Origin of the sequence: Paeniglutamicibacter sp. ZC-3 (genome assembly GCF_025847175.2) — a bacterium.
In the GTDB taxonomy this organism is placed as follows: domain Bacteria; phylum Actinomycetota; class Actinomycetes; order Actinomycetales; family Micrococcaceae; genus Paeniglutamicibacter; species Paeniglutamicibacter sulfureus.
This window is the reverse complement of record NZ_JAOYTG010000018.1, coordinates 1-23,004: the sequence shown is the minus strand read 5'-3', so window position 1 is coordinate 23,004 and position 23,004 is coordinate 1. Positions and strand designations below refer to the sequence as shown.

Sequence of the window (23,004 nt, the reverse complement as noted above, 5' to 3'; positions counted from 1 at the left end):
CGGGCACCCCACGGGACTAGGTGGCCACATATGCCGTCGACCAGCCTCCCAGACCTAAGGACCACACCGAGATCCCCATGCCCTCCACAGCCACACTTCCCCCCGTCAAGACCCGCGTCCCCGGCCGCATCAGCGTCATCATCCCCGCGATGGACCAGCAGGATTTCATTGGCGACGCCCTGGCGTCCCTGGCCCTCCAGCAACTGAAGGGAAGGGAACTGGAAGTCCTGGTTGTCGATGACGCCTCCACCGATGCCACCGTGGCAATCACCGCGGAGTTCGGCACACGCATTCCCGGCCTGAAGATCCTCACGCACCATGCCAACCGCGGGGTGTCCGCCGCCCGCAACACCGGGCTGGAAAACGCCAGCGGCGAATTCGTGGTCTTCCTGGATCCCGACGACTGGTTTGCCCCGAACCACCTGGCACAGCTGGCCGACGGGCTGGAGGCACTGGACGTGGACTTCGTGCGCTGCGACCACGTCCGGGTCACCGGCGCGAACCGGACCCTGCACCACGCTCCGCAGGCCAACCGAAACATCGTGTTGGACCCGGCCGACGACATCTCCCCCATCCACACCGCGACCATGATCGACTACCCCCTGGTCTGGGCGGGCATGTACCGCGCCGAGGTGCTGGAGTCCGCTGCACCGCGCTTCAACGAGGAGCTGCGCACCTGCGAGGACAGGGCCTGGATGTGGGAGCTGTGCCTCAACGCCAAAAGCTACGCGGTCCTGAACGCGCCGGGGGTTTTCTACCGCCGCGGACTTCCCGGCTCCCTCACGCAGGTCTTCGACGACCGGCAACTGGACTTCGTGGACGCCTATGCAGGGATCCTGGACATGGTGCTGGACGATCCGGCGCACGAGGCCCACGCACCCAAGGCACTGCGGCAATTCCTCGCCGTTTCCTGCCACCACCTCAAGCGCTCCGCCGAGTTCCCGCCCGCCCTGCGCCAGGCCCTGCGCTTGCGCATCGCCGACCGGCTGGCGATGGTGCCGGCACCGCTGCTGGAAGACGGGCTGGCCCAACTCGACGCCAAGCGCCGCAAGACATTGACCGGCCTGCGGCGATCCGCCGCGGCCAAGAGGGAAAGCAAATGATCCAACTCATCCAGGCGTCCACCTACTTCCAGGTCGTCTCGCTGGCCGCGATGGTCGATGCCGGCCTGCTCCCGGAGGCCGAGCGCCGCGTCCTGGTGCTGGCCAACGGCAGCCAGATGCCCGAAATCACCACACCGCTGCGCGGGAACCCGGGCTTCGAGGCCCTGGCCGCGCGCTTCGACGACGTGGTGGACCTGGGCGAGCTGCTGTGGCCACGCCGCCCGGGGCAGTTCAATCCCCGGAACGAGGAACTCCCGCTCTTCGAGAAACTGTTGCGCCACCGCTGGAACCTCGGCGCGGGGCAGGTGTCGCTGGTGCTCGAATCCATCCAGGTGAACCCGGCCCAGGCATTGGCCAGGATCTTCTTCGACGCACCGATCTCCGTGCATTCGGACGGGTTGATGTCCTACGGCCCCACGCGCAACAAGCTGTCCGTGCAGATGACCCAGCGCCTGCGCGAGACGATCCACATCGACCTGGTGCCGGGCCTGGAGCCCATGCTGCTGCTCGAGGCCCCGGTACAGCGCAAGGTCCTGCACCTCGAGCCGCTGGCCGCCGTCTTTGCCGAGCTGGCAGCCGCGGCAGGGCCCGCCGGCCTCGACCTGCCCCAAGGCGCAGCCCTGGTGGTGGGCCAGTACCTGGGCTCGCTGGGCATCCTCGACACGGCCAGGGAACTGGAGCTGCACCATCACATGCTGTTGGCAGCCAGGGAGGCCGGGGCGGACTCCGTGGTGTTTAAGCCGCACCCCAGCGCCGGCCCGACCGCCGCGCTGCAACTGCGTGCCCGCGCAGAGTCCCTGGGTCTGGAGTTCCGGATCCTGCACACCGACCTGCTGGCCGAAACCGTCATCACGCTCATGAGCCCGTTGGTGGTCATCTCCTGCTTCTCCACGGCATTGATCAGCGCCAAGTACATGCTTGGCACCCCCGTCATCGCCGTGGGCACCGGGGACTTGCTGCAGGAACTGAGCCCCTACCAGAACAGCAACCGCATCCCGGTCTCGATCGTCGACGCCCTGCTCGTCCAGGAGCTGGCAACCCCCGCCGAGGCGGGTCCCGACGACGAACTCACCCCACTGCTGCGCGCCGTGGCCTATTGCATGCAGTACCGCAACCTGCCCGGGCTTCGCGAGGATGCCGCCGCGTTCCTGGAGTCGAACTACTCGTCCTTTGCCGCGCATTTCAAGCGCCGTCGGCTGGCCGCCCTGGACCTGCCCCCGACCTGGGCCCACCCCTCGCGGGCCAACCGCAGCCGGGTCTGGGGACGCAGCATCAAGCGTCGTGCCCTGCGCGTCGGCTCCCGCTCCCTGGAAAAATTGGCACGCACGCTCCAGGAGACCTCTTCCCGTGTATCCCGCTGAATCGGCCGTCGCCCGTCCCCGCTTCGGACATGCCGAGGTGTGGGTGGAATCCCCGCTGCAACTGCTCTCCGCCATCGAGGCGCACGGAGCCGGGCTGCTGGGAACCACCAGCCGCATCCACCCGCGCGGGGGCACCACGACGCTAGACGCCACCCTGGCCACGCTCATCGCGCAGGCCCCGGCGGGCGTGCAGTTCGCGCCGTCCACCGCTGCCCCTCCCGCGCCGGGATCCGCCGGGGCCCGGCGCTGGGTGATAGGCGACGCGTATTCGGGAAGGGTCCAGCGCGCCATGCTGGGGTACATCGCCGTGGAGGAAGTGGTGATCATCGACGACGGCCTGGCCACGCTGGGTCTCATCAAGGCGCTGGTGTCCGCCGAGCCGACCCCCTTGGTGCGTCCGCGCTCCCGCACGAACCCGGCACGCCGGGCGTTGGGCATCGCCAGCTGGTACCGCCTGCGCGCCCTGGCCCGGGCGGGCCGCCTGCTGATCTTCACTGCCCTTCCCGTCGAGCCCGACATCGCGCAGCGGTTCCTGGAGCTGGGCGGGCACCTGGAGTCCCACCGCTTCGAATGGCTGAACACCCAACCGGTGACCGAGCGGATCAACGAGCCCACCGTGGTTGTCGGTTCGGCCATGGCCGCCGACGGGCTCATCCACGCGGAGCCGTACTTCCGCTGGCTGGATTCGCTGACGCTCGACGGGCCCGTCGCCTACTTCCCGCACCGCCGCGAGTCGGGGAAGTTCCTGGCCCTGCTCGCGGACCACGACCGAATCGTGGTCCGCGAGCACACCATCCCCATCGAAATGCGATTGCGCTCGCTGCGCCCCGGCCAGGTCGTGCGGGCCTTGCCCTCCACTGCCCTGCCGTCCCTGCGGCTGCTGCTGGGCGAGGGCGGGGTGCGGATCCTGGGCCAAGGGATCCCTGCCGCCTGGTGGAAACCCGCCGCCACCCCAGAACTTCGTTCCCACTTGTCCTCGTCCCTGGAGCTGTTGACCCCGTGAACAATCTTTCATTCAGACCCAGCATCGTGGCCGTGGCCGACTCCGATTCCTACCTGAAGCTGGCCTGCACCACCCTCTCGGCCCTCGGACCGGAATGGGACCGCCGCGTGGTGTTGGTGCGCACCCCGATCGCCCCCACCCCGGAACAGATTGCCGCCGCGACCGCCGGCACCTGCTTCGAGGCCGAGGACATTCCGGTCATTCCGCGGGCCGCGCTGAATTACGACTCGCTCGAGGAACACATTATCTTTGCCGCTGCCACCGGGCCGGTGGTCAGCGAGCTTTTCACGAAGCTCCTGCGCTCCAAGACCAACTCGGCGCGCCCCGCTGCGCTGATCTCGGCGCTGCCCGGCGTCGCCTACCCGGCGACCACCAAGGGCTGGGCCTACCGGCGAAGCGGGGACGCGTTTATCGTGCATTCCCATGCCGAGGCCCGCGAATTCTCGCACCTGGCCGACATGGAGACCGGCCACAGCCCCGACATCCTGGTCTCGAAGCTTCCTTTCCTGAAGACCGCCGGGTTCCCGCAGCCCCAGACCTCCCCCATCGACACCGTGGTGTTTGCTTCCCAGGCCAAGGTCCCGGTCCAGCGCGCCGAACGCGAGGAGATCCTGCTGGCCCTTGAACGGGTGGCGCGGTTGAACCCGGACGTGCGCGTTCTGGTCAAGCTCCGCGCCCGTGCCGGGGAACCACAGACCCATGCAGAGGCCCACCCCTTCGACGCCCTGTGGGAGCAGCTGGTGGCCGAGGGGAAGGTCGGGGCCGGGCATGTGGAGTTCGTGACCGGAGCCATGGACCGGGTGCTGGTTCCCGGTTCCGCGTTGCTCACTGTCTCCTCCACGGCTGCGTTGGAGGCGGTGGATCGTGGACTGCCGGTATTGGTGATGACCGATTTCGGCCTCAATGACCAGATGCTCAACTCAGTCTTCCGAGGCTCCGGGCTCTTGGGAACCCTTGATGACGCGGCAACATTGCACTTTTCTTTCCCGAATCGCGCGTGGTTGCGGGAAAACTACTTCCACCGCCGCGGCCCGGAATTCATCTCCGCGCTTTCCCACTATGCCCAGCGTGCCCAGAACCAGGCGCTGACCACCTCGAACGAGCAGCTGGCCATGGTCCGTGACGTCGCTTTCAGGCAGCGAGTACGCACCTCGCTGCCACGCCCGGCCCTCGAGGCGTTGCTGCGGATACGGCGCTGGTGGCTGCGCGAACGCGGCTCCCGGATCTGATCCGCCAGCCCGCTTGTACCACTGAAGAAGCCCGTTGGGAATAACCGTCCCGCTTTCTCACTTAGCATTGTAGATGTGCTGGACGGTGGGCCTTCCCCTGCCCAGAAGTTTTGATTTTGAGGAGACAAGGTGTCGGAAAATCCGATTCGGGTTGCAATTGTTGGCGTAGGCAACTGCGCCACGTCATTGGTGCAAGGTGTTGAGTACTACCGTGACGCGGACCCGCAGGCCACGGTTCCCGGCCTGATGCACGTCCAGTTCGGCAAGTACCACGTCAATGACGTGCAATTCGTGGCGGCCTTCGACGTGGACGACAAGAAGGTCGGACTGGACCTGGCGGACGCCATCCACGCCTCCGAGAACAACACCATCAAGATCGCCGACGTCCCGACCTCGGGCGTCACGGTGCAGCGCGGCCACACCCTCGACGGCCTGGGCAAGTACTACCGCGAGACCATCACCGAGTCCTCCGCGGAGCCCGTGGACATGGTTGAGACGCTGAAAGCCGCACAGGTCGACGTCCTGGTCTGCTACCTGCCGGTCGGCTCCGACGCCGCCGCAAAGTTCTACGCACAGGCATGCATCGACGCCGGCGTGGCCTTCGTCAACGCCCTGCCGGTGTTCATTGCCGGCACCAAGGAGTGGGCCGACAAGTTCACCGCCGCCGGCGTCCCGATCGTCGGCGACGACATCAAGTCCCAGATCGGCGCCACCATCACCCACCGCGTGATGGCCAAGCTCTTTGAAGACCGCGGCGTCACCCTGGACCGTACCTACCAGCTCAATGTCGGCGGCAACATGGACTTCAAGAACATGCTCGAGCGCGACCGCCTGGAGTCCAAGAAGATCTCCAAGACCCAGGCCGTCACCTCCAACACCACCGCGGTGCTGGAGGCCGACGACGTGCACATTGGCCCGTCTGACTACGTCGCCTGGCTCGATGACCGCAAGTGGGCCTTCGTGCGCCTCGAAGGCCGCAACTTCGGTGATGCCCCGGTGTCCCTGGAATACAAGCTTGAGGTGTGGGACTCCCCCAACTCCGCAGGCGTCATCATCGATGCCGTGCGCGCCGCCAAGATCGCCCTGGACCGCGGCATCGGCGGACCGATTCTCTCGGCTTCCTCGTACTTCATGAAGTCGCCGCCGGAGCAGTACAACGACGACATCGCCAAGGAAAAGGTCGAGGCCTTCATCCGCGGCGAAGCCTAGGACTCAACGCCGCGCCCGTGTAAGGGGTGCGAACCGTCGAAGCCACCACGGTTGCCCGTGGTGGCTTCGACGGTTAATCCCCGACCAGGGGGTCCCTGCGCCTTCCCGCGATCATTGCCGGGTCAGCGCGATTACGACAGGCCGACGGCCCGCCCGTTTTCGTCAACATCCATGCGCATCGAGGCCGGAACCTTGGGCAGGCCCGGCATTGTCATGAGGGTCCCGGTGATCGCCACGATGAACCCGGCACCGGTCTTGGGAATGAGATCCCGCACGTGCAGCGTGAACCCCTCGGGAGCGCCCAGCAGCGTGGGGTCGTCGGAGAACGAGTACTGGGTCTTGGCCATGCACACCGGGAGATTGTCCCAGCCGTTGTCATGGATTTGCTTGAGCATCCGCGTGGCAGCTGCGGAATACTCGACTCCGGCGCCTCCGTAGATCTCCCGCACGACCGTCTGGATCTTCTCCTCGACGGGACGATCCAAGTCGTAGAGAGGGGCAAAATTGTTCGGGGCCTCGATGGCCCGCAACACGGCGGAGGCCAGCTCACCGGCCCCTTCTCCCCCCTGTCCCCAGACATCCGCCACAGCGCATTCGATGCCGTTGGCGGCTGCCCATTCGGTGACAACCGCGATTTCTTCCTCGGTGTCCGCGGTGAACCTGTTGATGCCGATAACCGGCTGGACCCCGAATTTCCTGACGTTTTGGGCGTGCCGGACCAGATTGGCCATGCCGTCGCGTACCGCTTCGACGTTTTCGCTCTTCAACGCGTCTTTGGCCACGCCGCCATGCATCTTAAGAGCACGAATAGTTGCCACCAGGACCACCGCATCGGGATTGCAGCCGGCATAGCGGGCCTTGATGTCCATGAACTTCTCGGCGCCCAAATCCGCCCCGAAGCCGGCCTCGGTGACCACGATGTCGGCCAGCGAACGGGCAGTATTGGTGGCGATAGCCGAGTTGCAACCGTGGGCGATGTTGGCGAACGGTCCTCCGTGGATGAACGCCGGCGTTCCGGCCATGGTCTGGACGAGGTTGGGCTTGATGGCGTCCTTGAGCAACATGGTCATGGCGCCGGACGCCCCTAGGTCGTCCACGGTGACGGGGGTCTTGGCGTAGGTGTATCCGATCGTCATCCGGCCCAGGCGAGTCCGCAGGTCATCGAGACCGGTTGCCAGGCAGAAGACCGCCATGACTTCCGAGGCCACGGTGATCTCAAATCCCGTTTCGCGCGGAACACCTTCGGTCGGGCCGCCAAGGCCGATCACGATGTTGCGCAGGGCTCGGTCGTTCATGTCCATGACGCGCTTGAAGGTGATCCGGCGCGGGTCAATTCCCAAGGCATTGCCCTGATGCAGATGGTTGTCGAGTAGCGCCATCAGCAGGTTGTTGGCGCTGGTGATGGCATGGAAATCCCCGGTGAAATGCATGTTGATCTCATCCATGGGCAGGACCTGCGAGTAACCGCCACCGGTGGCCCCGCCCTTCATGCCGAAGATCGGCCCCAGCGACGGTTCGCGCAGGGCGATCATCGTCTTGGCGCCGGCGGCCGCAAGGGCATCTCCCAGACCCACCGTGATGGTGGATTTCCCCTCCCCGGCGGGCGTTGGGGATACTCCGCTGACCAAGACCACTTTTCCGAGTTTCGCCCCGCTTGCTCTCAGGCGTGCCGGATCGATCTTGGCCTTGTAGCGACCGTAGGCCTCAACCGCGTCTTCCGGAATCCCGGCCGATGCGGCAATCTCGGAAATTGGCTTGAGCACGGCCCGCGAAGCAATCGCCAGATCACTCATGTCGGCTTCCGGCATCGCTGTCATAGTGTGTCCCCTATCTGGATTCCCGGTGGCGGGGTGATTAAGGACGTTCAAGGAGTCTGGCCGTCCTCGCTACACCTTCAAGCTATCACCGCATCAGCGGAACAAGGAGAAGCCCGGCCCCGTGACCGGCAGGTCTCGGCCTTTTAGGGATCCACCGGAAAGGCAGCGACCGCTCCGGCAAAGCCCAGAACCACATGGCTTTCACCGGAATCCTGTGCCTGGAGCGCGCCGACACTGACACCTCTGGCTTCCTTGCCGCCTGCCGCACAGGGATAGAGCAGCGTCCCGCCGTTGCCATCCTCGGGCTTGGTGTACTTGGCATCCTTGGTGCACAGGAAGCGTTCCCCGGCGGCGACATTGATGGTCTTGCCGGTACGGGTGTCTAGCAACGTCGGCGTCTCTTCCGCTGCCAGGAAGAGGCTTGCCCCGCCGTCATCGGGTGCGTGGGCGACATCCAGGTTGGCAGCCCTTGGGTAGCTTTTGGTCTTCCAGATGACCTTCCCGGTTTTCGGGTCGAACCCTTCCAAATGGACTTTGACATCCTCGAATCTGCCCTTGGTTCCCTTGGCTTCCTTAAATCTTCCGGAGTCGAAGATGCATCTCACTGGATAGGCTTTTCCCTCCTCCAGCACAGTCTGTTTCCGGCCCATGGGTGGCAGGCAGTAAGTGGCTGCCCCCTTGGCTTTCCACAGCGTCTTTCCGTTTTCGGCATCTATGCCGAACATCATTTCCTGGCGGAAGTCCGTATCGCGGGCGACGACGTTTCCCTTGCTGTCCTGGGTTTCCTTGTGTTCTCGGCCGATCCAGCCGGAGTAGACTCCGAGCTTTTCCGAGTAGTCAACGTTCCAGCCCTGACCGGGTGTGTAGCCCGGTCCCATGGCCTTGGCCAGGGACACTCCCCACACTTTCTTGTTTCCCTTGAGCCGCAGGAGGTTGCTCGTGTTTCCGGTGTAGTGCCCGTAGAGTTCCCCGCCGCTGATTGGGAAGATGGAATCCCCCACCTTGTGCCGCGGCGTGAGGGTTCGCTGGGTTCCCCGGTCGAGGTCGACACGCATCCGCTGCTCGTCATTGATGTAGGGGTTGATCGAGAGATAGCACATGTCCTTGCTGTCTGGGCACGAGGACGGTCGGGACCTGATCAGCTGCGCGGGCCCCTTGTAGACGACCTTGCCCGAGGCGATGTCCACGGCCACCGGCTTGGTCCAGACACCTCCGCTCCAGCCATCGCGTGGTTTCGATTTCTCCAGGAAGAGCGCCACGTCCTTCCCCTTGGCCGTCTCACTCAGTTCCACCGTCATGTTGACGCCGCTGGGTACCCAGCCCGGGACAACGGTGACGCCCCAGAGTTTCTTGCCCGTGGTTTCCTTCAGCCCCACCAGCTGCAGCCCTTTTGCCCCTTCGGCGAGCACGACCGCCACCCCGTTGACCACCCGGGGGCGGTCCAAGACCTTCATCTTCACGCTCCATGAGGGTTCGACCATACGGGTTCGGCGATTGGCTAGTTCCGCCGCCGCGTCGACCGCAGGTGAAGCGGGCGCCAACGCGTCCGTTCCCGAAATTGCTCCACCGGCCGATTCCGGTCCCGGCGTGCAGGAACCAACCATCAGCCCGACACAACAGAGTACGACTGCAACGGCATATTTCCGTTTTCCCTTGTCCATGCCCTCATCCTAGGAATTGCGCCCATGCGATTGACCGGTGCCGGCGAATCTGTGGATAACTCCAGTGCGAGCGGGACCGTGCCCTTTGGGTGCCAGGGTTCGAGGTTTCCGTCCCTTTCCCGCGCAGTGGGAGAATGGAAGTCATGTCCTCAACTCCCCCATTTGCCTTGCTTCTCGATGTCGACGGTCCCATCGCATCTCCGGTGACCCGCAATGTCGCACCGGAGGTCATCTCCCTGCTCCTGGAACTCGCCGTCTCGGGAATCCCCGTTGTCTTCAACACCGGGCGTTCCGACGAGTTCATCAAGCGCCAAGTGATGGGCCCCATGATCACGTCGGGCATGCCCGAAAACCTTAAAATCCACGCCATCTGCGAAAAGGGAGCCACTTGGTTCACCTTTGATTCAACCGGTGCCGGGGAAGTCCACATCGACCACGGGCTTGCTGTCCCTGGGCACTATTCGGATGAAATTCGAGAGCTGGTGGCCTCCAAATTCGACGACCACATGTTCTTCGACGAGACCAAACGCGCCATGGTTTCGGTGGAACAAAACATCGATGCAGCGAACCATGAATACCGGCGCGCCCAAGAGCAATTCGATTCGGCCGCCATGGACGCGATGGCCCGCAGTGGTCTGGGCGTTGAACGACTGGAGGTAAGCCAACCGGATGCGAATGAGGAAATTTCTTACCGGGTCGACCCGACCATCATCTCCACGGACATTGAGTCGGTGGAACTGGGCAAGGACCTCGGTGCCAGACGCACCCTCGAGCTGTTGGCGGCGGATGGCATCTTCCCCGCGGAGTGGTTCACGGTTGGCGATTCCCGCACCGACTACGCCATGGCCGACTGGCTGGCGCAAAACGGGCACCGGGTCAGCCACGTCGACGTGCGCCCGGGCGACGGCATTCCTGCAGGGAAACCCTACCCGGTGCTTACCGCGCGGGATCTAGGTCTGGGACAGGACATCATCCACGACCATGCAGGATTGGCGTTCCTCCGCCATTGGCGCGCGCAGCTCGACTGAGCAGCCACCCGCTTCCGATTGCCAAGTGGCAGGAACCAACTTTAACCGGCAAAGCCCGCCGGTGAAGCCGGCGGGCTTTGCACAGTGGGTTACATACTCGTTCATGGTCATGCTCCTGGGTGGGTGAGTGACTTGCATTCCGGGCCAGGCTTTGTGGAGACCTGGTCCTAATTCACTCACCGCACGCGGAAGATCATGTCCATCGGAAGGTGGTGACGTAGTTCGCGATCCCTTGCATCGGGGTTGAACTGCGTCTGAAGCCAAGCCTTGTTCTTTGGCTTGCGTTCCTTTGCACTCATGGTGGTTACCTCCCCTCAACGGTGTTGGAGGAGCGGAAGGTGGCCTGTTCCGTGGGCCGCGAGTTGCGGGCACGCAGCGCTTCCGGCCCGGTGAAGATTAGTTCAGCGGAGCGAGCAACCTGGGTGGAGATCGATGAGATCTGGGTAGACATGATAAAAGTTCCTCAAGGATTTGGTCGATTAATGACTCATCAGCCTCGGGAACTTTGAAAAGCTAGGGAAGTACTAGCAGGGCGCCGTTCCGGAGGCGGGGGAAGTGGCTCGAGCGGTAAGGCCGCCGAAGCCATGGCGGGGCACATAGAAGCCGCCGAAATTCATTGAAGTAATCATCATTCCCACCTCCTTTTCTGGAAGAACATGCCAGAAGATTCTGGCGCCAACATTGTCTATTGGATTTCGATGTCTCATTGAGACTTCTCAATCACAGGTTCCACGATACACACCGCGATAGGGTTACGCCACTCATTTTTCCAAGAGTTTAAAACGGGGAACCTCGTCTCGGCGTGTTTGGTGCGACACGCCGGGACAAGGTTCCCCGGAGACTCCTTGGCCTACTGCTCTGCTGCTTCGGGCTGAATCCGCCACCACTGGAGCAGCGCCGCAATTGCTTCCTCTTCTTCGATCGGCCCGTTGTCCAGGCGACGCTCGAGCAGGTAGTTGTAGGCGCGACCCACCACGGGACCGGGCTTGATCCCAAGGATCTCCATGATCTGCTGGCCGTTGAGGTCCGGCCGCACGGCGGCCATTTCCTCTTTCCCGCTGATCTCTGCAATGCGTGCCTCAAGGTCGTCGTAGGCAAAGGCAAGCCTGTCCGCCTTCTTGCGGTTGCGCGTGGTCACGTCCGACCGCGTCAACCGGTGCAGCCGCTCCAGCAAGTCGCCAGCGTCGTGAACGTAGCGACGCACCGCCGAGTCGCTCCACCCTGCATCTCCGTACCCATAGAAGCGCATATGCAGTTCAACCAGGCGGGCCACCGCCTTGGTGGTGTCATTGTCGAAACGCAGGGCGCGCATGCGGGCCTTGACCTGCTTGGCACCGACGACGTCATGGTGGCGGAAACTGACAGCACCGTTCGGTTCAAACTTGCGAGTCGCCGGCTTGCCGATGTCATGCATCAGTGCGGCGAAGCGCAACACGAAGTCGGGACCCGGCACCGGGCCCTCCGCATCACTTTCCAGCTCCATGGCCTGCTCCAGCACCGTCAACGAGTGCTGGTAGACGTCCTTGTGTCGATGGTGTTCGTCGAGTTCCAGGCGCAAGGCGGAAACCTCCGGAAGCACGATGTCTGCCAGCCCCGTATCCACCAACAGGTCGATGCCGGCGCGCGGATCGACACCGTTGATCAACTTCACCAGTTCGTCCCTGACACGCTCGGCGGAGATGATCTTGATCCGCTCAGTCATTTCCTTCATGGCCGCGCGCACCTCGTCCGCCACGCCAATGCCCAGCTGGGAGGCGAATCGCGCGGCACGCATCATCCGCAACGGGTCGTCGGAGAAGGACATGGACGGGGCACCCGGCGTGCGGACCTCGCCCTCGGCCAGGTCGGCGGCTCCGTTGTATGGATCCACCAGTTCCAGGCTCGGCAGGCGCAGCGCCATCGCGTTCATGGTGAAGTCGCGGCGGTAGAGATCGTCTTCCAGCCTGCGGCCGAAGGCCACGATGGGCTTGCGGGAGGAAGGGTCGTACGCATCGGCCCTGTAGGTGGTCACCTCGATGGTGTGCTCGCCCTTGCGCAACGCAATCGTTCCGAAATCGCGGCCCACCTCCCAGGTGGCATCGGCCCATCCGGCCACCACCGCAAGGGTTTCATCTGGGGAAGCACTGGTGGTGAAGTCAAGATCCGGGGACACTCGGCCCAGGAAGAGGTCGCGCACCGGTCCCCCCACCAGGGATAGTTCAAAGCCGGAATCGACAAACCGCTGCCCCAGCTCAAAGATGACGGGGGGCAAAATATCGGAGAGGACCTGTGGGGACGGTAGCTGCTGCATAGTTCTTTAAGGGTGCCAGACTTTCGGGACGGTGACATGTTCCCGGCCTCCCCGATTCGGCGTTAGCTTCCACACGCCTGATGCCGCCGCTTCGCACCGAAGAATGGAATCACGCGCCGAGCGGGCGGGGCAAGCCACGAAGTGACGCAAAACCGATAGAGTGGTTTCCATGGCTCATCCAGTTCCCAGCGCCCCGAAGCGCACGCCGTTGACTGCGTCAATGGCGCATGCGCAGGCGCAGGTGGGCACCGGACACCACCCGTTGCCCACTGTGGAGGAAATCTCGGCCGGCGGCGTCGTCATCGACACGTCGCTTCCCAGCCTGCCGGTGGCCATTATCGCCAGGTACAACCGCGGCGGACGCCTTGAATGGTGCCTGCCCAAGGGCCACCCCGAGGGCGCCGAAACCAACGAAGAAGCAGCCGTCCGCGAAATCGAGGAAGAAACCGGCATCGCCGGCGAGATCCTTGCCCCGCTGGGTTCGGTCGACTACTGGTTTACCGTCACCAACTACCGCGTCCACAAGACCGTGCACCATTTCCTCTTGCGTGCAACGGGCGGCGAACTGACCATCGAAAACGACCCGGACCACGAAGCCGTGGACGTGGCGTGGGTCCCGCTGCTTGATCTCGGCAAGCGCCTGTCCTTCCCCAATGAGCGGCGCATCGCCGATCTTGCGCGTGAAGTGCTCCCCAACTATGTCCCAGGTATCTAAACACCCCGCGCGTCCCAGCACGCCTCCACAGACCCCGGCCAAGCAATCACACAGCCAGTCCAAGGCCTACGCGCTGATGGCGTCGGGCACCATGGTCTCCCGCGTACTCGGTTTCATCCGCACCGCGCTGCTGGCTGTTGCCATCGGCTCGAGCACCACGATGGCCGACATCTTCGAGAAGGCGAACGTCATCCCGACGATCATCTTCATGCTGCTGGCCGGCGGCATCTTCAACGTGGTGCTGGTTCCCCAGCTCATCAAGGCCTCGAAGGCGTCCGACCGCGGATCCGCGTACACCTCCAAGCTCGTGACCCTCACGATCGTGGTGATGGGCCTTGCCACGGTGCTGCTGGTTTCCATGGCGGGACCGCTGATCAAGGTGCTGACCCTGGACTGGACCCCGGCGATGATCGCCATGGGAACCACGTTTGCGTATTGGTGCCTGCCACAGATTTTCTTCTACGGCGTCTACGCGGTGATTGGCCAGGTGCTCAACGCCCACAGCCGGTTCGGTGCCTATATGTGGGCACCGGTGGCCAACAACCTGGTGCAGATCTGCACCATCGGAACCTTCATCATCCTCTTTGGCGCCTACTCCGGGGACGGCGACCAGCTGGCCGCCTGGACCTCCGAGCAGACCGTCCTGCTGGCAGGCGGCGCCACCCTGGGCATCGCGGTCCAGGCGCTGGCCCTGTTCTGGCCTTTGCGCCGCGTCGGACTGAACTTGCGCCCGGATTTCTCCTGGCGCGGCATGGGCCTGCGGCACGTGGGCAAGCTGGCCGCCTGGACGCTGGGGTCGATGATGGTGGGCAACATCGCCTCACTGATCAACTCCAAGTTCGTCTCGGCTGCGGCTCCGGCACGTCTGTTGCTGCCCGACGGCGGGGCTACGGTTCCGGGCGAATACGCCTTGAACACCTCCCAGCTGATCACCGTGCTGCCACACTCCATCTTTGCCCTCACCTTGGCCACAATGCTCTTCAACGAGTTCACCAAGGCCTTCCATGAGAAACGCCGCGAGGACATAGCGCCACTGCTCTCTCGCGGGCTGCGCACCAGCGCGGTTCCGATCGTCTTCGCCTCGGTGGCCTTCATCGTGCTCGCCGGGCCGTTGGGCCGGCTGTTTGCCGGCAGCTCCTCCACCGCGATGTTGCAGGGCGCCGCCATCGGCCAGTTGTTGCTTCTCACGACGCTCGGGCTGCCATTCAAGTCCATTCACTTCTTCATGATCCGTGTCTTCTTCGCCGAGGAAGACACCAAGACCCCCATGCTGATCCAGACCGTTGTCGCCAGCCTCACCGTCGCATTGGCCTTCGTCGCGGTGCAGGTCCTGCCTACAACGGACATCGCCCGGGCCGTGGCGCTGATCTACGGTGCCACCAATGTGCTCTCCGCGGTGATCGCGCACTTCCTGATCGTCCGCCGCTATGGCGACTACGGCAGCGCCAGGGTCGCGACCGCGTATATCCGCATCGGCATGATGGCCACCATTTCCGGTGCCGTGGGGGCTGTGGTGCTGTGGCTGCTGGGCGGCTACGACTGGGGATTTGCTTGGAGTTCCATCGGTGCCGCGGTCGTCTCGATTGTCGTCGTCGGGTCCGTCATGGCCCTGGTCTACATCATTTTGCTGCGCCTGATGCGCTCGGAGGAGCTAGATGATTTCCTGGGTCCGCTGGCCCGCCGAATCCCTTCACTGCGGCGGTAATCGGAGCAACTGGCGGGTTCGGGAGACTCGGCGCGCCCCCGGCTTCGGCTTGGGACTTCGAGAAATCCCGTCCCCATCCCGGTAACATGGAACGGGGCACCCACGAGGGTGCCGGCAACGCAAAGTAATCCCGGGAGGGAATCGTGTCGCAGCCCATCGACGCCGGCGCCATGCTTGGCGGCCGCTACCAGGTCACCGAATTGGTTTTGACCTCAGCCGACGGAGACCAGGTCCTCAGTGGCATCGATCAGGTGCTCAACCGGCCTGTCAGCATCCTGGTCGGTTCAACGGCCAATGCCTCGCAGCTGGCCACGAGCGCGCGCGAAATTGCCACCGGCGAACGCTATGCCGCGGTCCAGGTCCTGGACCTGGGAATTTCCGAGGGCAACACCTACCTGGTGACAAACCTTGCGGAGCCCGCAGACCTTCTGGATCTGGTGGTCCAGGTCGATGCCCCCTACGTCGAGCCGTTCTACACCGACACCCTGGGGACCGAGATCTTCGGCGTGACCCGCTCAAAGGAGCCGGCACGCTACGAAGACGACGCCGAATACTACGAGGACCAGCGCACCCAGGAAGAGCAGCGTCCATCCATGCTCGACCGGCTGCCGGAAATCAGCCTCAACGAGAAACTAAACAGCATCAAGGGCCGCTTCGGCCGCGGCAAGCAGACCCCGCCGTCGGTCCCCCCGGTTCTGCCCGCTGCATCGGTGGGTTCGAGCACCGAGCAGGCTCCTGCCGTTTCGGCGTCCTCTCCCTCCGCCCCTGCCCCGGCGGCTTCCTCCCCGACCCCCGCGCCACGCGAAACCCCTGCCGCGACGCAGGCCACCCCCACCACTCCCCCGGCGCCCACGGCACCGCCCGTCGGCCAGCCTGCTCCCAAGGTCACTCGGATGGAAACCACTGACCACACCGAGGAACCCGTCGTGACGTCCGCTGCCGCCCTTGCAGCGGCGCAGAAGTCCCGTGGTATCAACGTCGACGAATCGGGCCAGCGCGTGGCCTCCAGCTTCCCCGTCGCAGCCCAGTCGTACTCGGAGCCGCTGCAAGAGGACTACGAGGACGAGGACGAGGACGAGGAAGCTGGTGAAGGCCGAAAGAAGACCACGCGCCTGCTCGTGGGTGCGTTGCTGTGTGCAGTGCTGGTCTTGGCCGTCGTCTTCGCCTTCAACGCATTGGGCGGCCGCGCGCCCGAACCCGTGGCCAGCGACTCCCCCACGCAAAGTGCCCCCGATACCAGCGGCGGCAGCGAGCCGGCCTCGGAATCTCCGAGCGCCGCCCCTGTCGAGCCCGTGGTCGCCGACCTCTCGCGCATGGTGCCTGGCAACCAGGACCTCAACGCGGAGACGGACAGCACCCTTTCCAAGGCGATCGACGGCAACCCGGCAAGCCTCTACAGGTCATACTCCTACACGTCCCCCCAGTTCGGCGGACTTGCATCGAACATGGTGCTCATCGCGGAGCTGGAAGAAGTTTCCGACGTCACGGAAATCCAGCTTGAGGGTCTGAACGGCACCGGTGGATCCTTCGAAATCCGCGTCGGTGAAACAGACGACCTTTCCGATGCCAAGATGGTTTCCAGCGGTTCCTTCACCGGACCGACTGTAAGCGTCCCGGTCAGCGGCGAGAACGGTGCAGCTGCCAAGGGGCAATACGTGTTCCTTAACGTCACCGAACTGCCGCGCCGCGCCTCGGGCGGCAACGCCTCCCGCCCGTACGGCCTGCAAATCGGCGAGTTCCGCGTCTCCTAGCCCCACCCGGCCGGGAATACCAACACTGCATTGGCTGTTATGCAGGACAGTCCCCCTTACCCGCGGCGTGTTTGAACCAGGCCGCACTCATGAAAGGTTCACCGACCCGTGGCCACAGAAGCACAAGACGCCATCCGCAACGTCATCATCATCGGTTCGGGCCCCGCCGGCTACACCGCGGCCGTTTACACGGCACGTGCGAACCTGCAGCCCCTGGTCATCGCCGGCTCGGTGACCGCCGGCGGCGAGCTCATGAACACCACCGACGTGGAAAACTTCCCCGGCTTCCCCGAGGGCATCATGGGTCCGGACCTCATGGACAACATGCAGAAGCAGGCCGAGCGTTTCGGTGCCGAGATCCTCTTCGACGACGTCACCGCCGTCGATCTGGCCGGCGACGTCAAGGTCGTCACCCTGGGCGACGGCACCGTGTACCGCGCCCACGCCGTGATCCTCTCCACCGGCTCGGCCTACCGCGAGATCGGCCTGCCCGACGAGAAGCGCCTTTCCGGACACGGCGTCTCCTGGTGCGCGACCTGCGACGGCTTCTTCTTCCGCGAACAGGAAATCGCCGTAATCGGCGGCGGCGACTCGGCCATGGAAGAAGCACTCTTCCTGACCAAGTTTGCCTCCAAGGTCACCGTGGTCCACCGCCGCGATACCCTGCGCGCCTCCAAGATCATGGCCGATCGCGCCCTGGCCCACCCGAAGATCGAATTCATCTGGGACTCCGAGGTCGTTGGCATCACCGGCGAGCAGAAGGTCACCGGCATGACGCTGCGCAACCTCAAGACCGACGCCCGCCAGGACGTCCCGGTCACCGGCATGTTCGTAGCCATCGGCAACGACCCACGCACCGACCTGGTCAAGGACGTACTGACCCTCACGGCCGAAGGAACCATCGCCGTCGAAGGCCGCACCTCCAAGACCAGCCTCCCCGGCGTCTTCGCCGCAGGAGACGTCATCGATTCCTCTTACCGCCAGGCCATCACCGCCGCCGGCTCCGGCTGCGCCGCGGCCCTGGACGTCGAGCACTACCTCGCAGACGTCCACTCCAACGCCGCGACCCCGGCAGCGGTTTCCGTCTCCAACTAGATCCCCTTCCCAAGCACTGGGAAGAAATCCTTAACGAAAGGTGCAGGCCATGAGCCAGACCAAAGACGTCACCGACGCAACGTTCCAGGCCGATGTCCTCGAGGCCGCCAAGCCCGTCATCGTGGACTTCTGGGCCGAATGGTGCGGCCCCTGCCGCCAGCTGACCCCGATCCTCGAGCAGATCGCGGCCGAGCACGCCGAGAAGGTCGACGTGGTCAAGGTCAACGTCGATGACAACCCGGCCATCGCCGCCAAGTACGGGATCACCAGCATCCCCGCCGTCTACGTCTTCCAGGGCGGCGAACATGTCGCGACCTCCATCGGCGCCAAGCCAAAGCCGGTCCTGGAAAAGGAATTCGCCGCGTACCTCTAATACGCGCCCTCGAATCCACCAGCTCGGTGCATCCGCCCCACGGGCCGGATGCACCGAGCTTTTTTAAGCCCTACCTCGGGTCCGTCTCCCGATCGAACGACAATGGATACGCTCTGGAACAAGTGCTGTCCATATACAATTGAAATTGTTTGTTTACCTAGAAAACGTAGTCGATCCTGTTCGACTCGGCATCGATGCCCGGTTTTAGTTTCCGTAACTCACTAGGATCTACACACCTGCCATAGATGGCCTCCGGCTTGTCGACACCTCAGCCATTTGCTTGCAGCCTCAAGCTTCGCGAACAGCAACAATGACGGAACGCTGTCAGTCCGCGCCGAAACACTTGCCCCTGTTCGGGCAACACGCCCGATCAAATCCGACCGTCCGTGAAGTTCACGGACCGCTGGTCTGCAGCTCGTCACCCACACACTGCCCCGCCATATCCAGGATTGACGCAGACGTTTTCCTTTGCGCGACAGTGAATCCGTGGCTTCAGGCTTGGTTCGTGTTGGGTCTGACGATGCCTCGTTGTTCAACGCACGCGCGTGCACGATCCACCGACTGAGCAATTCAATGGTCGCATCCGTTCCAGGCTTGCCGTTGTCAGCTCCCCATCGGTTCCCAACCCCTCGATGTTCTTGGGCGGGGAGCCGTGAGACCTCTTGGCGGAGAGCATCCGCCGTGCCTGTTCGACGTCGACTGAATATCCGGAGGTTTGAGAGCCACCGGATATTGCCACCGGCCTCCAACGGTTCCTCGCCGGCCTGGACGGCATCGATCTTCTCGCGCAAGTTGTACGTTCCGGTTTCGCTACAGATGGTGTTGATAATGGTCCGGTCCATGTTCGCTTCGGCGTGGCCGCCGAAGCCGAGTCGATGGCGGTAGCCATTCTACGGATACTGCCTGCAGAGCACCGGCGAGGTTGAGCCGCAGCGGCGGTCCCAAGACTCGATCCGCAGGCAGAGCCCCTTCCCTGTAGCGCGCTCCGGCAACAGCCCGCGGATCGGCGGCAGAATGGAGTCCGCAGTGCATTTCCAGAGCTTCGCGGTGCCCAGCAGCATGTTGTCCTGAGCAATCGGGGCAATCGGTCGAGGCCGGACCGACTCACTCATTTCGCAGGGCCTGCTCCAAGTCGACGGCAAAGCGGTTCCCATGAAGACTATTCCCGTTTCCCCGGGATGGTCCCCACGCGCAGTATTGACGCCTTCCAAGGCGCAATTGGTGGCTCTGAACGGCAATATTGGTGACTCTCTTAGAGTCAGATATTCATCACCAAAATTCGCTCAACGCTCAGGACGTCCATGAATCGTCACCAAGCAGCCACCAAATCTCTCTGCGATACCCCACCGTCGAGTATCCAGCGGGCGGTGCGGCGTGTGCAATTCTTTCTCCGTTCTAATCAAGCGTGATTTGTCCCGAGCGACGGCACCTCGACGTTGAGTTCGCGAGGCAAGTTTGCATGTGAGCCTTGGATGGTCGCCGGTCATGTGCATGCAGTTTGTGACTGCCCGCGATTTTCGCCCGACAGGAAATCAGGCGGTGACGGATGATCTTGACCGGCGCATTCGCATCTCCGCGAACCAACCCGGATGCCGATTGGTCATCAGGCATCTGTCATGAGCGACCGTTGTCCCCGGTGTGTGGCTCCCGGGCCGCATGTCGCTCATATCCATGATGGTTCATGCACACCACGGGATGAACAGGATTGGGTTACATTTATCGATCCTTCATGGGAAAGGCCTTCGATCCTGCCCCTCATCCCTCCATGTTCAGCATGCCAGTAGTACCGTTTGGACAGGCTTGAAGCCGTGGGCTAGTTCGAATTCATTATCCGTTGGGCGCGTGCGGGTCACTGCAACAATGGAGGGCTTACCGTTCGAGGCGCCTTGCATGCGCCGCCACTCCCCCGAAGCTGCGCGTACGCGGCTTCTGCGCTCCTGTGCGCCGCTCCCCCAGTCGCGCGACGACCGTGATCTACTGCGGTCGGGGATCGGCATACCGACCGTTTCATCCTGAACGATTCGACCCTAGGTTGGGCGGCATGGGCACTGTTTCACGTGAAACAAACACGGCCAGCCTCCGTAGATCACGGTTGGTGCCTTACGCGCTTACGGAGTGTTTCACGTGAAACACTCAACATCTTGGCCAGGTCTCGATTCCCTTCTCAAACGATAGGAACTAGATGTTTCACGTGAAACCGTACCGAAGTAAGATCCCGCATGCACTCCGAGCAGATTATTCAGCCATTGCGCCTCTCCCCAGCTTTCCCCAAAACACCGTGGTGCTCGGGCACGACGTGGTACAGATTCTTGACAAGCATTCCTCACTGGTCTGCACCTGCCCGCGCGCCTTCGGGAAGCACACCGAGACGATCTTCGTCCCCGCGTCCCTGGTCCTGATGCTGGTGATCAAGCCCGGTAACTGAGCCCATTCGCCGTTGCGGACTCTGGTCACCGACCCGGCGTGACTGGTTGGACAAAACCACCGCCACCGACCGGCGATGGTTGTTCAACGCGGTGGATGCCGCGCCCGGGACCACCGGGTTCAAGGTCGCGATAAAGGCCGCCCACACCCTGATCGCGCATGGGCACGAATTGGACATGGCCATGCTGTCCCGCCAAGGTGGACTTGAGCTTCTACGACACCTTCTCCACCCTGAATATGACCACCAGAGAAACCGCATGGATCGATCACCGTCCAATACCTGCTCGAGGCCGGCAAGCATGCCTCGCTCACCGACACAGTCCTGACCGAATGGGCCGAGAAGGGCGCCCCGAAGCAAAGTGACTACCTACACGGGGTGTTGGTGTCCGAACGCGAATCGGGGCGGCAAGAACTGCTGAAGGCCGCACTGCTGCCGGCCATGAAAGTCCTCACCGGGTTCGACTACAGCAACGTCAGGTTCCCCGAGGACTACTGAGGCCATCCCTTGGAATCCCTGGACTTCATCGAAAGAGTCCAAGACCGGTTCCTTTACGCAGACATGGGCACGGGATAAAACGCACATGGCCACCGAACTGGTGGCCGCCGAGTGCCGGCAGGGCATCCAGGCGAGGTTCTTCACCACCTCCGCGTTGGTGGTGATACTGCGCCTTGCCAAGGAGGAGGACCGTCTGGACAAGGAGCTCGCGTCACTGACCAAGAACCAGTTGAACGTCATCGCCCTGTGCCGAGGTCGGGATTATGCCGATACCCTTCACGGAACGTCGGACTCGACCCTTGCCCACATGAGAAACGGGATGGAAACCGCTGGCGTCCATCGACATGGTCCCGTGGTGGGGTTGATGCTGCTTTCCAAGGAACAAGGTGTCCGGAACGGAGGGCAGGATCATGGTGGGTACGCGGCGGAAACCGGGACGGATGGTGCCCAATATCTTGGAGTTCGAATCACGACTGTCGTCGTTGGGCTACACGCCTGGGACGACCGGGGGCATGTTGAAGGTGGTTGGCAATGTTGGTAACTGGCTTGTCTTGGAGGGATTGACGGTCTCTGACTTCAACGAGCGCAGGGTGGAACCCCTCGATGAGTAGCGGCACGATGCCGGGTATCGACAGAAAAAGCACCGGAGCGTTTACACATTGCTGATGGCTTTCCTACGCGAGCAGGACGTGCTCCCGGCCGCACTCGTCAAGCCGCCATCAGCCCCTAAAGCCTTCTTGCGGGGTTATCGGCACTGGCTGGCTGCTGAGCGTGATCTCTCGGAAATGACCATACTTCGATACGCCAATTTGGCGCGGCGGTTCCTCGACACAACCGTCCGCCCTGCGGAGGTCGGACGTGGCAGCGTTCATGCTGCTCGAGAGCGGGCGGGTGAGTTTGGGTTCCGCGCGCGGACGCGTGGCCGAGGTTCGTTCGCTCTTGCTCCACCTGGCAGAGCTGGATCTGGCGATTTCAGTGTCGTCGGTCGCAGGATGGAGGGATGCCGGCCTGCCCGTTTCACTGACGCCACCGAGGTGGAGAAGTTGGTGGGTTCCTGCGACGGAACGCGGACATCGGACACGCGGGACCTAGGAAAGTATTCCTGATCGAACCAGCCCCCGAAAACCTATTCGGCCTGACCTCGTCGTGGACGTGCTCAGGTGTGCCTGCCCTCCAGCCGATGCACGGGGGTCCCTCCTGTCGGTTGCTCCCGCATCGGGGACGGTGGCACCCTCCCTACATCTACTCGGCCCGGTACGTCGCGGGGTTGATGGCCCAGTCTCGGTTTGCACTGGGTCCGCGGCTGCCTGCGGCAACATACAAATCGCTGATTGGGTTGTTGAGCGTTGCTGATCCGGGAATCTAAGTGCGGAAAGACCCGTCTCGTACCCTTCCAGAATGGGGCCAGGGAGGCCATGGGCTCCTATACAAAACTGCGGGGTGCGGTGCATCCCCAGCGCCAGACCAACGCGTTCCTGTGTTTCGTCAACTTTAAGTCGGCCATTAAAGCGATTAGAATCAGGCCACCTGGGCTCAATTTCCTGCCATGTTGGCGTTTGGCCTATTTCATGAGCGCATTCTTGACCCGATAGGACTCGCCGCGGAACTGCAGCAGCCTCCCGTGGTGCACCAACCGATCGATGACGGCGGCAGCCATGTTGTCATCGCCGAACACCGTTCCCCACCTCGAAAACTCCAGGTTTGTCGTGATGATTAGGCTCCGCTTCTCGTACCCGTCCGCGAT

At 63.2% G+C, this 23,004-nt stretch carries 18 protein-coding genes; 13 read left to right on the top strand and 5 right to left on the bottom strand.

What is annotated here, in order from left to right; translation table 11 throughout:
- Positions 1 to 77: 77 nt before the first annotated feature.
- The 5 genes from OIU93_RS16085 to OIU93_RS16065 all read left to right on the top strand — a co-directional run bounded on the left by OIU93_RS16085 (position 78) and on the right by OIU93_RS16065 (position 5,905).
- Positions 78 to 1,103: a glycosyltransferase family 2 protein gene (locus tag OIU93_RS16085; RefSeq protein ID WP_264271077.1), complete on the top strand. Its 1,026-nt coding sequence runs from the start codon at positions 78 to 80 to the stop codon at positions 1,101 to 1,103.
- Entirely contained in the window at positions 1,100 to 2,464 is a 1,365-nt protein-coding gene (locus OIU93_RS16080) for an alpha-2,8-polysialyltransferase family protein (protein ID WP_264271076.1), read from the top strand. The genes OIU93_RS16085 and OIU93_RS16080 overlap by 4 nt, the downstream gene beginning before the upstream one ends.
- Positions 2,451 to 3,467, top strand: coding sequence for a hypothetical protein (locus OIU93_RS16075; RefSeq protein ID WP_264271075.1), 1,017 nt, complete (start codon positions 2,451 to 2,453; stop codon positions 3,465 to 3,467). The genes OIU93_RS16080 and OIU93_RS16075 overlap by 14 nt, the downstream gene beginning before the upstream one ends.
- Entirely contained in the window at positions 3,464 to 4,696 is a 1,233-nt protein-coding gene (locus OIU93_RS16070; protein ID WP_264271074.1) for a DUF6716 putative glycosyltransferase, read from the top strand. The genes OIU93_RS16075 and OIU93_RS16070 overlap by 4 nt, the downstream gene beginning before the upstream one ends.
- Before the next feature lie 129 nt (positions 4,697 to 4,825).
- Positions 4,826 to 5,905, top strand: a complete 1,080-nt coding sequence (locus OIU93_RS16065) for an inositol-3-phosphate synthase (RefSeq protein ID WP_264271073.1) — start codon at positions 4,826 to 4,828, stop codon at positions 5,903 to 5,905.
- Between the two features lie 131 nt (positions 5,906 to 6,036).
- On the opposite strand, the gene OIU93_RS16060 is transcribed toward OIU93_RS16065, so the two are convergent.
- Both OIU93_RS16060 and OIU93_RS16055 read right to left on the bottom strand, forming a co-directional pair.
- Positions 6,037 to 7,722, bottom strand: coding sequence for a formate--tetrahydrofolate ligase (locus OIU93_RS16060; RefSeq protein WP_264271072.1), 1,686 nt, complete (start codon positions 7,720 to 7,722; stop codon positions 6,037 to 6,039).
- Positions 7,723 to 7,865: 143 nt separating this feature from the next.
- Positions 7,866 to 9,176 (bottom strand): hypothetical protein, encoded by a 1,311-nt coding sequence (locus tag OIU93_RS16055; protein WP_264271071.1) that lies wholly within the window; start codon positions 9,174 to 9,176, stop codon positions 7,866 to 7,868.
- 350 nt (positions 9,177 to 9,526) lie between these two features.
- Between OIU93_RS16055 and OIU93_RS16050 the strand changes: the two genes are divergently transcribed.
- Positions 9,527 to 10,411 (top strand): hypothetical protein, encoded by an 885-nt coding sequence (locus OIU93_RS16050; protein WP_264271070.1) that lies wholly within the window; start codon positions 9,527 to 9,529, stop codon positions 10,409 to 10,411.
- A gap of 304 nt (positions 10,412 to 10,715) precedes the next feature.
- Here OIU93_RS16050 and OIU93_RS16045 read toward each other — a convergent pair whose 3' ends face one another.
- Together OIU93_RS16045 and OIU93_RS16040 are read right to left on the bottom strand one after the other, a co-directional pair.
- Positions 10,716 to 10,862, bottom strand: a complete 147-nt coding sequence (locus OIU93_RS16045; RefSeq protein WP_264271069.1) for a hypothetical protein — start codon at positions 10,860 to 10,862, stop codon at positions 10,716 to 10,718.
- A 399-nt stretch (positions 10,863 to 11,261) separates the two neighbouring features.
- Positions 11,262 to 12,701, bottom strand: a complete 1,440-nt coding sequence (locus tag OIU93_RS16040; RefSeq protein ID WP_264271068.1) for a CCA tRNA nucleotidyltransferase — start codon at positions 12,699 to 12,701, stop codon at positions 11,262 to 11,264.
- Positions 12,702 to 12,870: 169 nt separating this feature from the next.
- Here OIU93_RS16040 and OIU93_RS16035 point away from each other — a divergent pair, with 169 nt between their 5' ends.
- The 7 genes from OIU93_RS16035 (at position 12,871) to OIU93_RS16005 (ending at position 21,801) form a co-directional block, all read left to right on the top strand.
- Positions 12,871 to 13,416: an NUDIX hydrolase gene (locus tag OIU93_RS16035; RefSeq protein ID WP_264271067.1), complete on the top strand. Its 546-nt coding sequence runs from the start codon at positions 12,871 to 12,873 to the stop codon at positions 13,414 to 13,416.
- A complete protein-coding gene (gene murJ, locus OIU93_RS16030) occupies positions 13,400 to 15,121 on the top strand; it encodes a murein biosynthesis integral membrane protein MurJ (RefSeq protein ID WP_264271066.1) in 1,722 nt (573 codons plus the stop codon). Before OIU93_RS16035 ends, murJ begins: the two co-directional genes overlap by 17 nt.
- Before the next feature lie 143 nt (positions 15,122 to 15,264).
- The gene (locus OIU93_RS16025; protein ID WP_264271065.1) at positions 15,265 to 16,872 is read left to right on the top strand and encodes a hypothetical protein; all 1,608 of its coding nucleotides are present in this window, start codon (positions 15,265 to 15,267) and stop codon (positions 16,870 to 16,872) included.
- 108 nt (positions 16,873 to 16,980) lie between these two features.
- Positions 16,981 to 17,967: a thioredoxin-disulfide reductase gene (gene trxB, locus OIU93_RS16020; protein WP_264271064.1), complete on the top strand. Its 987-nt coding sequence runs from the start codon at positions 16,981 to 16,983 to the stop codon at positions 17,965 to 17,967.
- 49 nt (positions 17,968 to 18,016) lie between these two features.
- Positions 18,017 to 18,340: a thioredoxin gene (trxA, locus tag OIU93_RS16015; RefSeq protein ID WP_264271063.1), complete on the top strand. Its 324-nt coding sequence runs from the start codon at positions 18,017 to 18,019 to the stop codon at positions 18,338 to 18,340.
- Positions 18,341 to 20,636: 2,296 nt separating this feature from the next.
- A complete protein-coding gene (locus OIU93_RS16010; RefSeq protein WP_264271062.1) occupies positions 20,637 to 20,765 on the top strand; it encodes a hypothetical protein in 129 nt (42 codons plus the stop codon).
- Between the two features lie 580 nt (positions 20,766 to 21,345).
- On the top strand, positions 21,346 to 21,801 hold the full coding sequence (locus OIU93_RS16005) for a hypothetical protein (RefSeq protein ID WP_264271061.1): 456 nt from the start codon (positions 21,346 to 21,348) through the stop codon (positions 21,799 to 21,801).
- 1,020 nt (positions 21,802 to 22,821) lie between these two features.
- Here OIU93_RS16005 and OIU93_RS16000 read toward each other — a convergent pair.
- Positions 22,822 to 23,004: ATP-binding protein (locus OIU93_RS16000; RefSeq protein WP_264271060.1), on the bottom strand; the 183-nt coding region annotated here is incomplete at its 5' end.

Bases quoted from the DNA above. Each gene is read 5' to 3' on its own strand.
- OIU93_RS16085 (WP_264271077.1), top strand. From the start codon at position 78: ATGCCCTCCACAGCCACACTTCCCCCCGTCAAGACCCGCGTCCCCGGC.
- OIU93_RS16080 (WP_264271076.1), top strand. From the start codon at position 1,100: ATGATCCAACTCATCCAGGCGTCCACCTACTTCCAGGTCGTCTCGCTG.
- OIU93_RS16060 (WP_264271072.1), bottom strand. From the start codon at position 7,722: ATGACAGCGATGCCGGAAGCCGACATGAGTGATCTGGCGATTGCTTCG.
- OIU93_RS16055 (WP_264271071.1), bottom strand. From the start codon at position 9,176: ATGAAGGTCTTGGACCGCCCCCGGGTGGTCAACGGGGTGGCGGTCGTG.
- OIU93_RS16050 (WP_264271070.1), top strand. From the start codon at position 9,527: ATGTCCTCAACTCCCCCATTTGCCTTGCTTCTCGATGTCGACGGTCCC.
- OIU93_RS16045 (WP_264271069.1), bottom strand. From the start codon at position 10,862: ATGTCTACCCAGATCTCATCGATCTCCACCCAGGTTGCTCGCTCCGCT.
- OIU93_RS16040 (WP_264271068.1), bottom strand. From the start codon at position 12,701: ATGCAGCAGCTACCGTCCCCACAGGTCCTCTCCGATATTTTGCCCCCC.
- OIU93_RS16035 (WP_264271067.1), top strand. From the start codon at position 12,871: ATGGCTCATCCAGTTCCCAGCGCCCCGAAGCGCACGCCGTTGACTGCG.
- murJ (WP_264271066.1), top strand. From the start codon at position 13,400: ATGTCCCAGGTATCTAAACACCCCGCGCGTCCCAGCACGCCTCCACAG.
- trxA (WP_264271063.1), top strand. From the start codon at position 18,017: ATGAGCCAGACCAAAGACGTCACCGACGCAACGTTCCAGGCCGATGTC.
- OIU93_RS16005 (WP_264271061.1), top strand. From the start codon at position 21,346: ATGGCCACCGAACTGGTGGCCGCCGAGTGCCGGCAGGGCATCCAGGCG.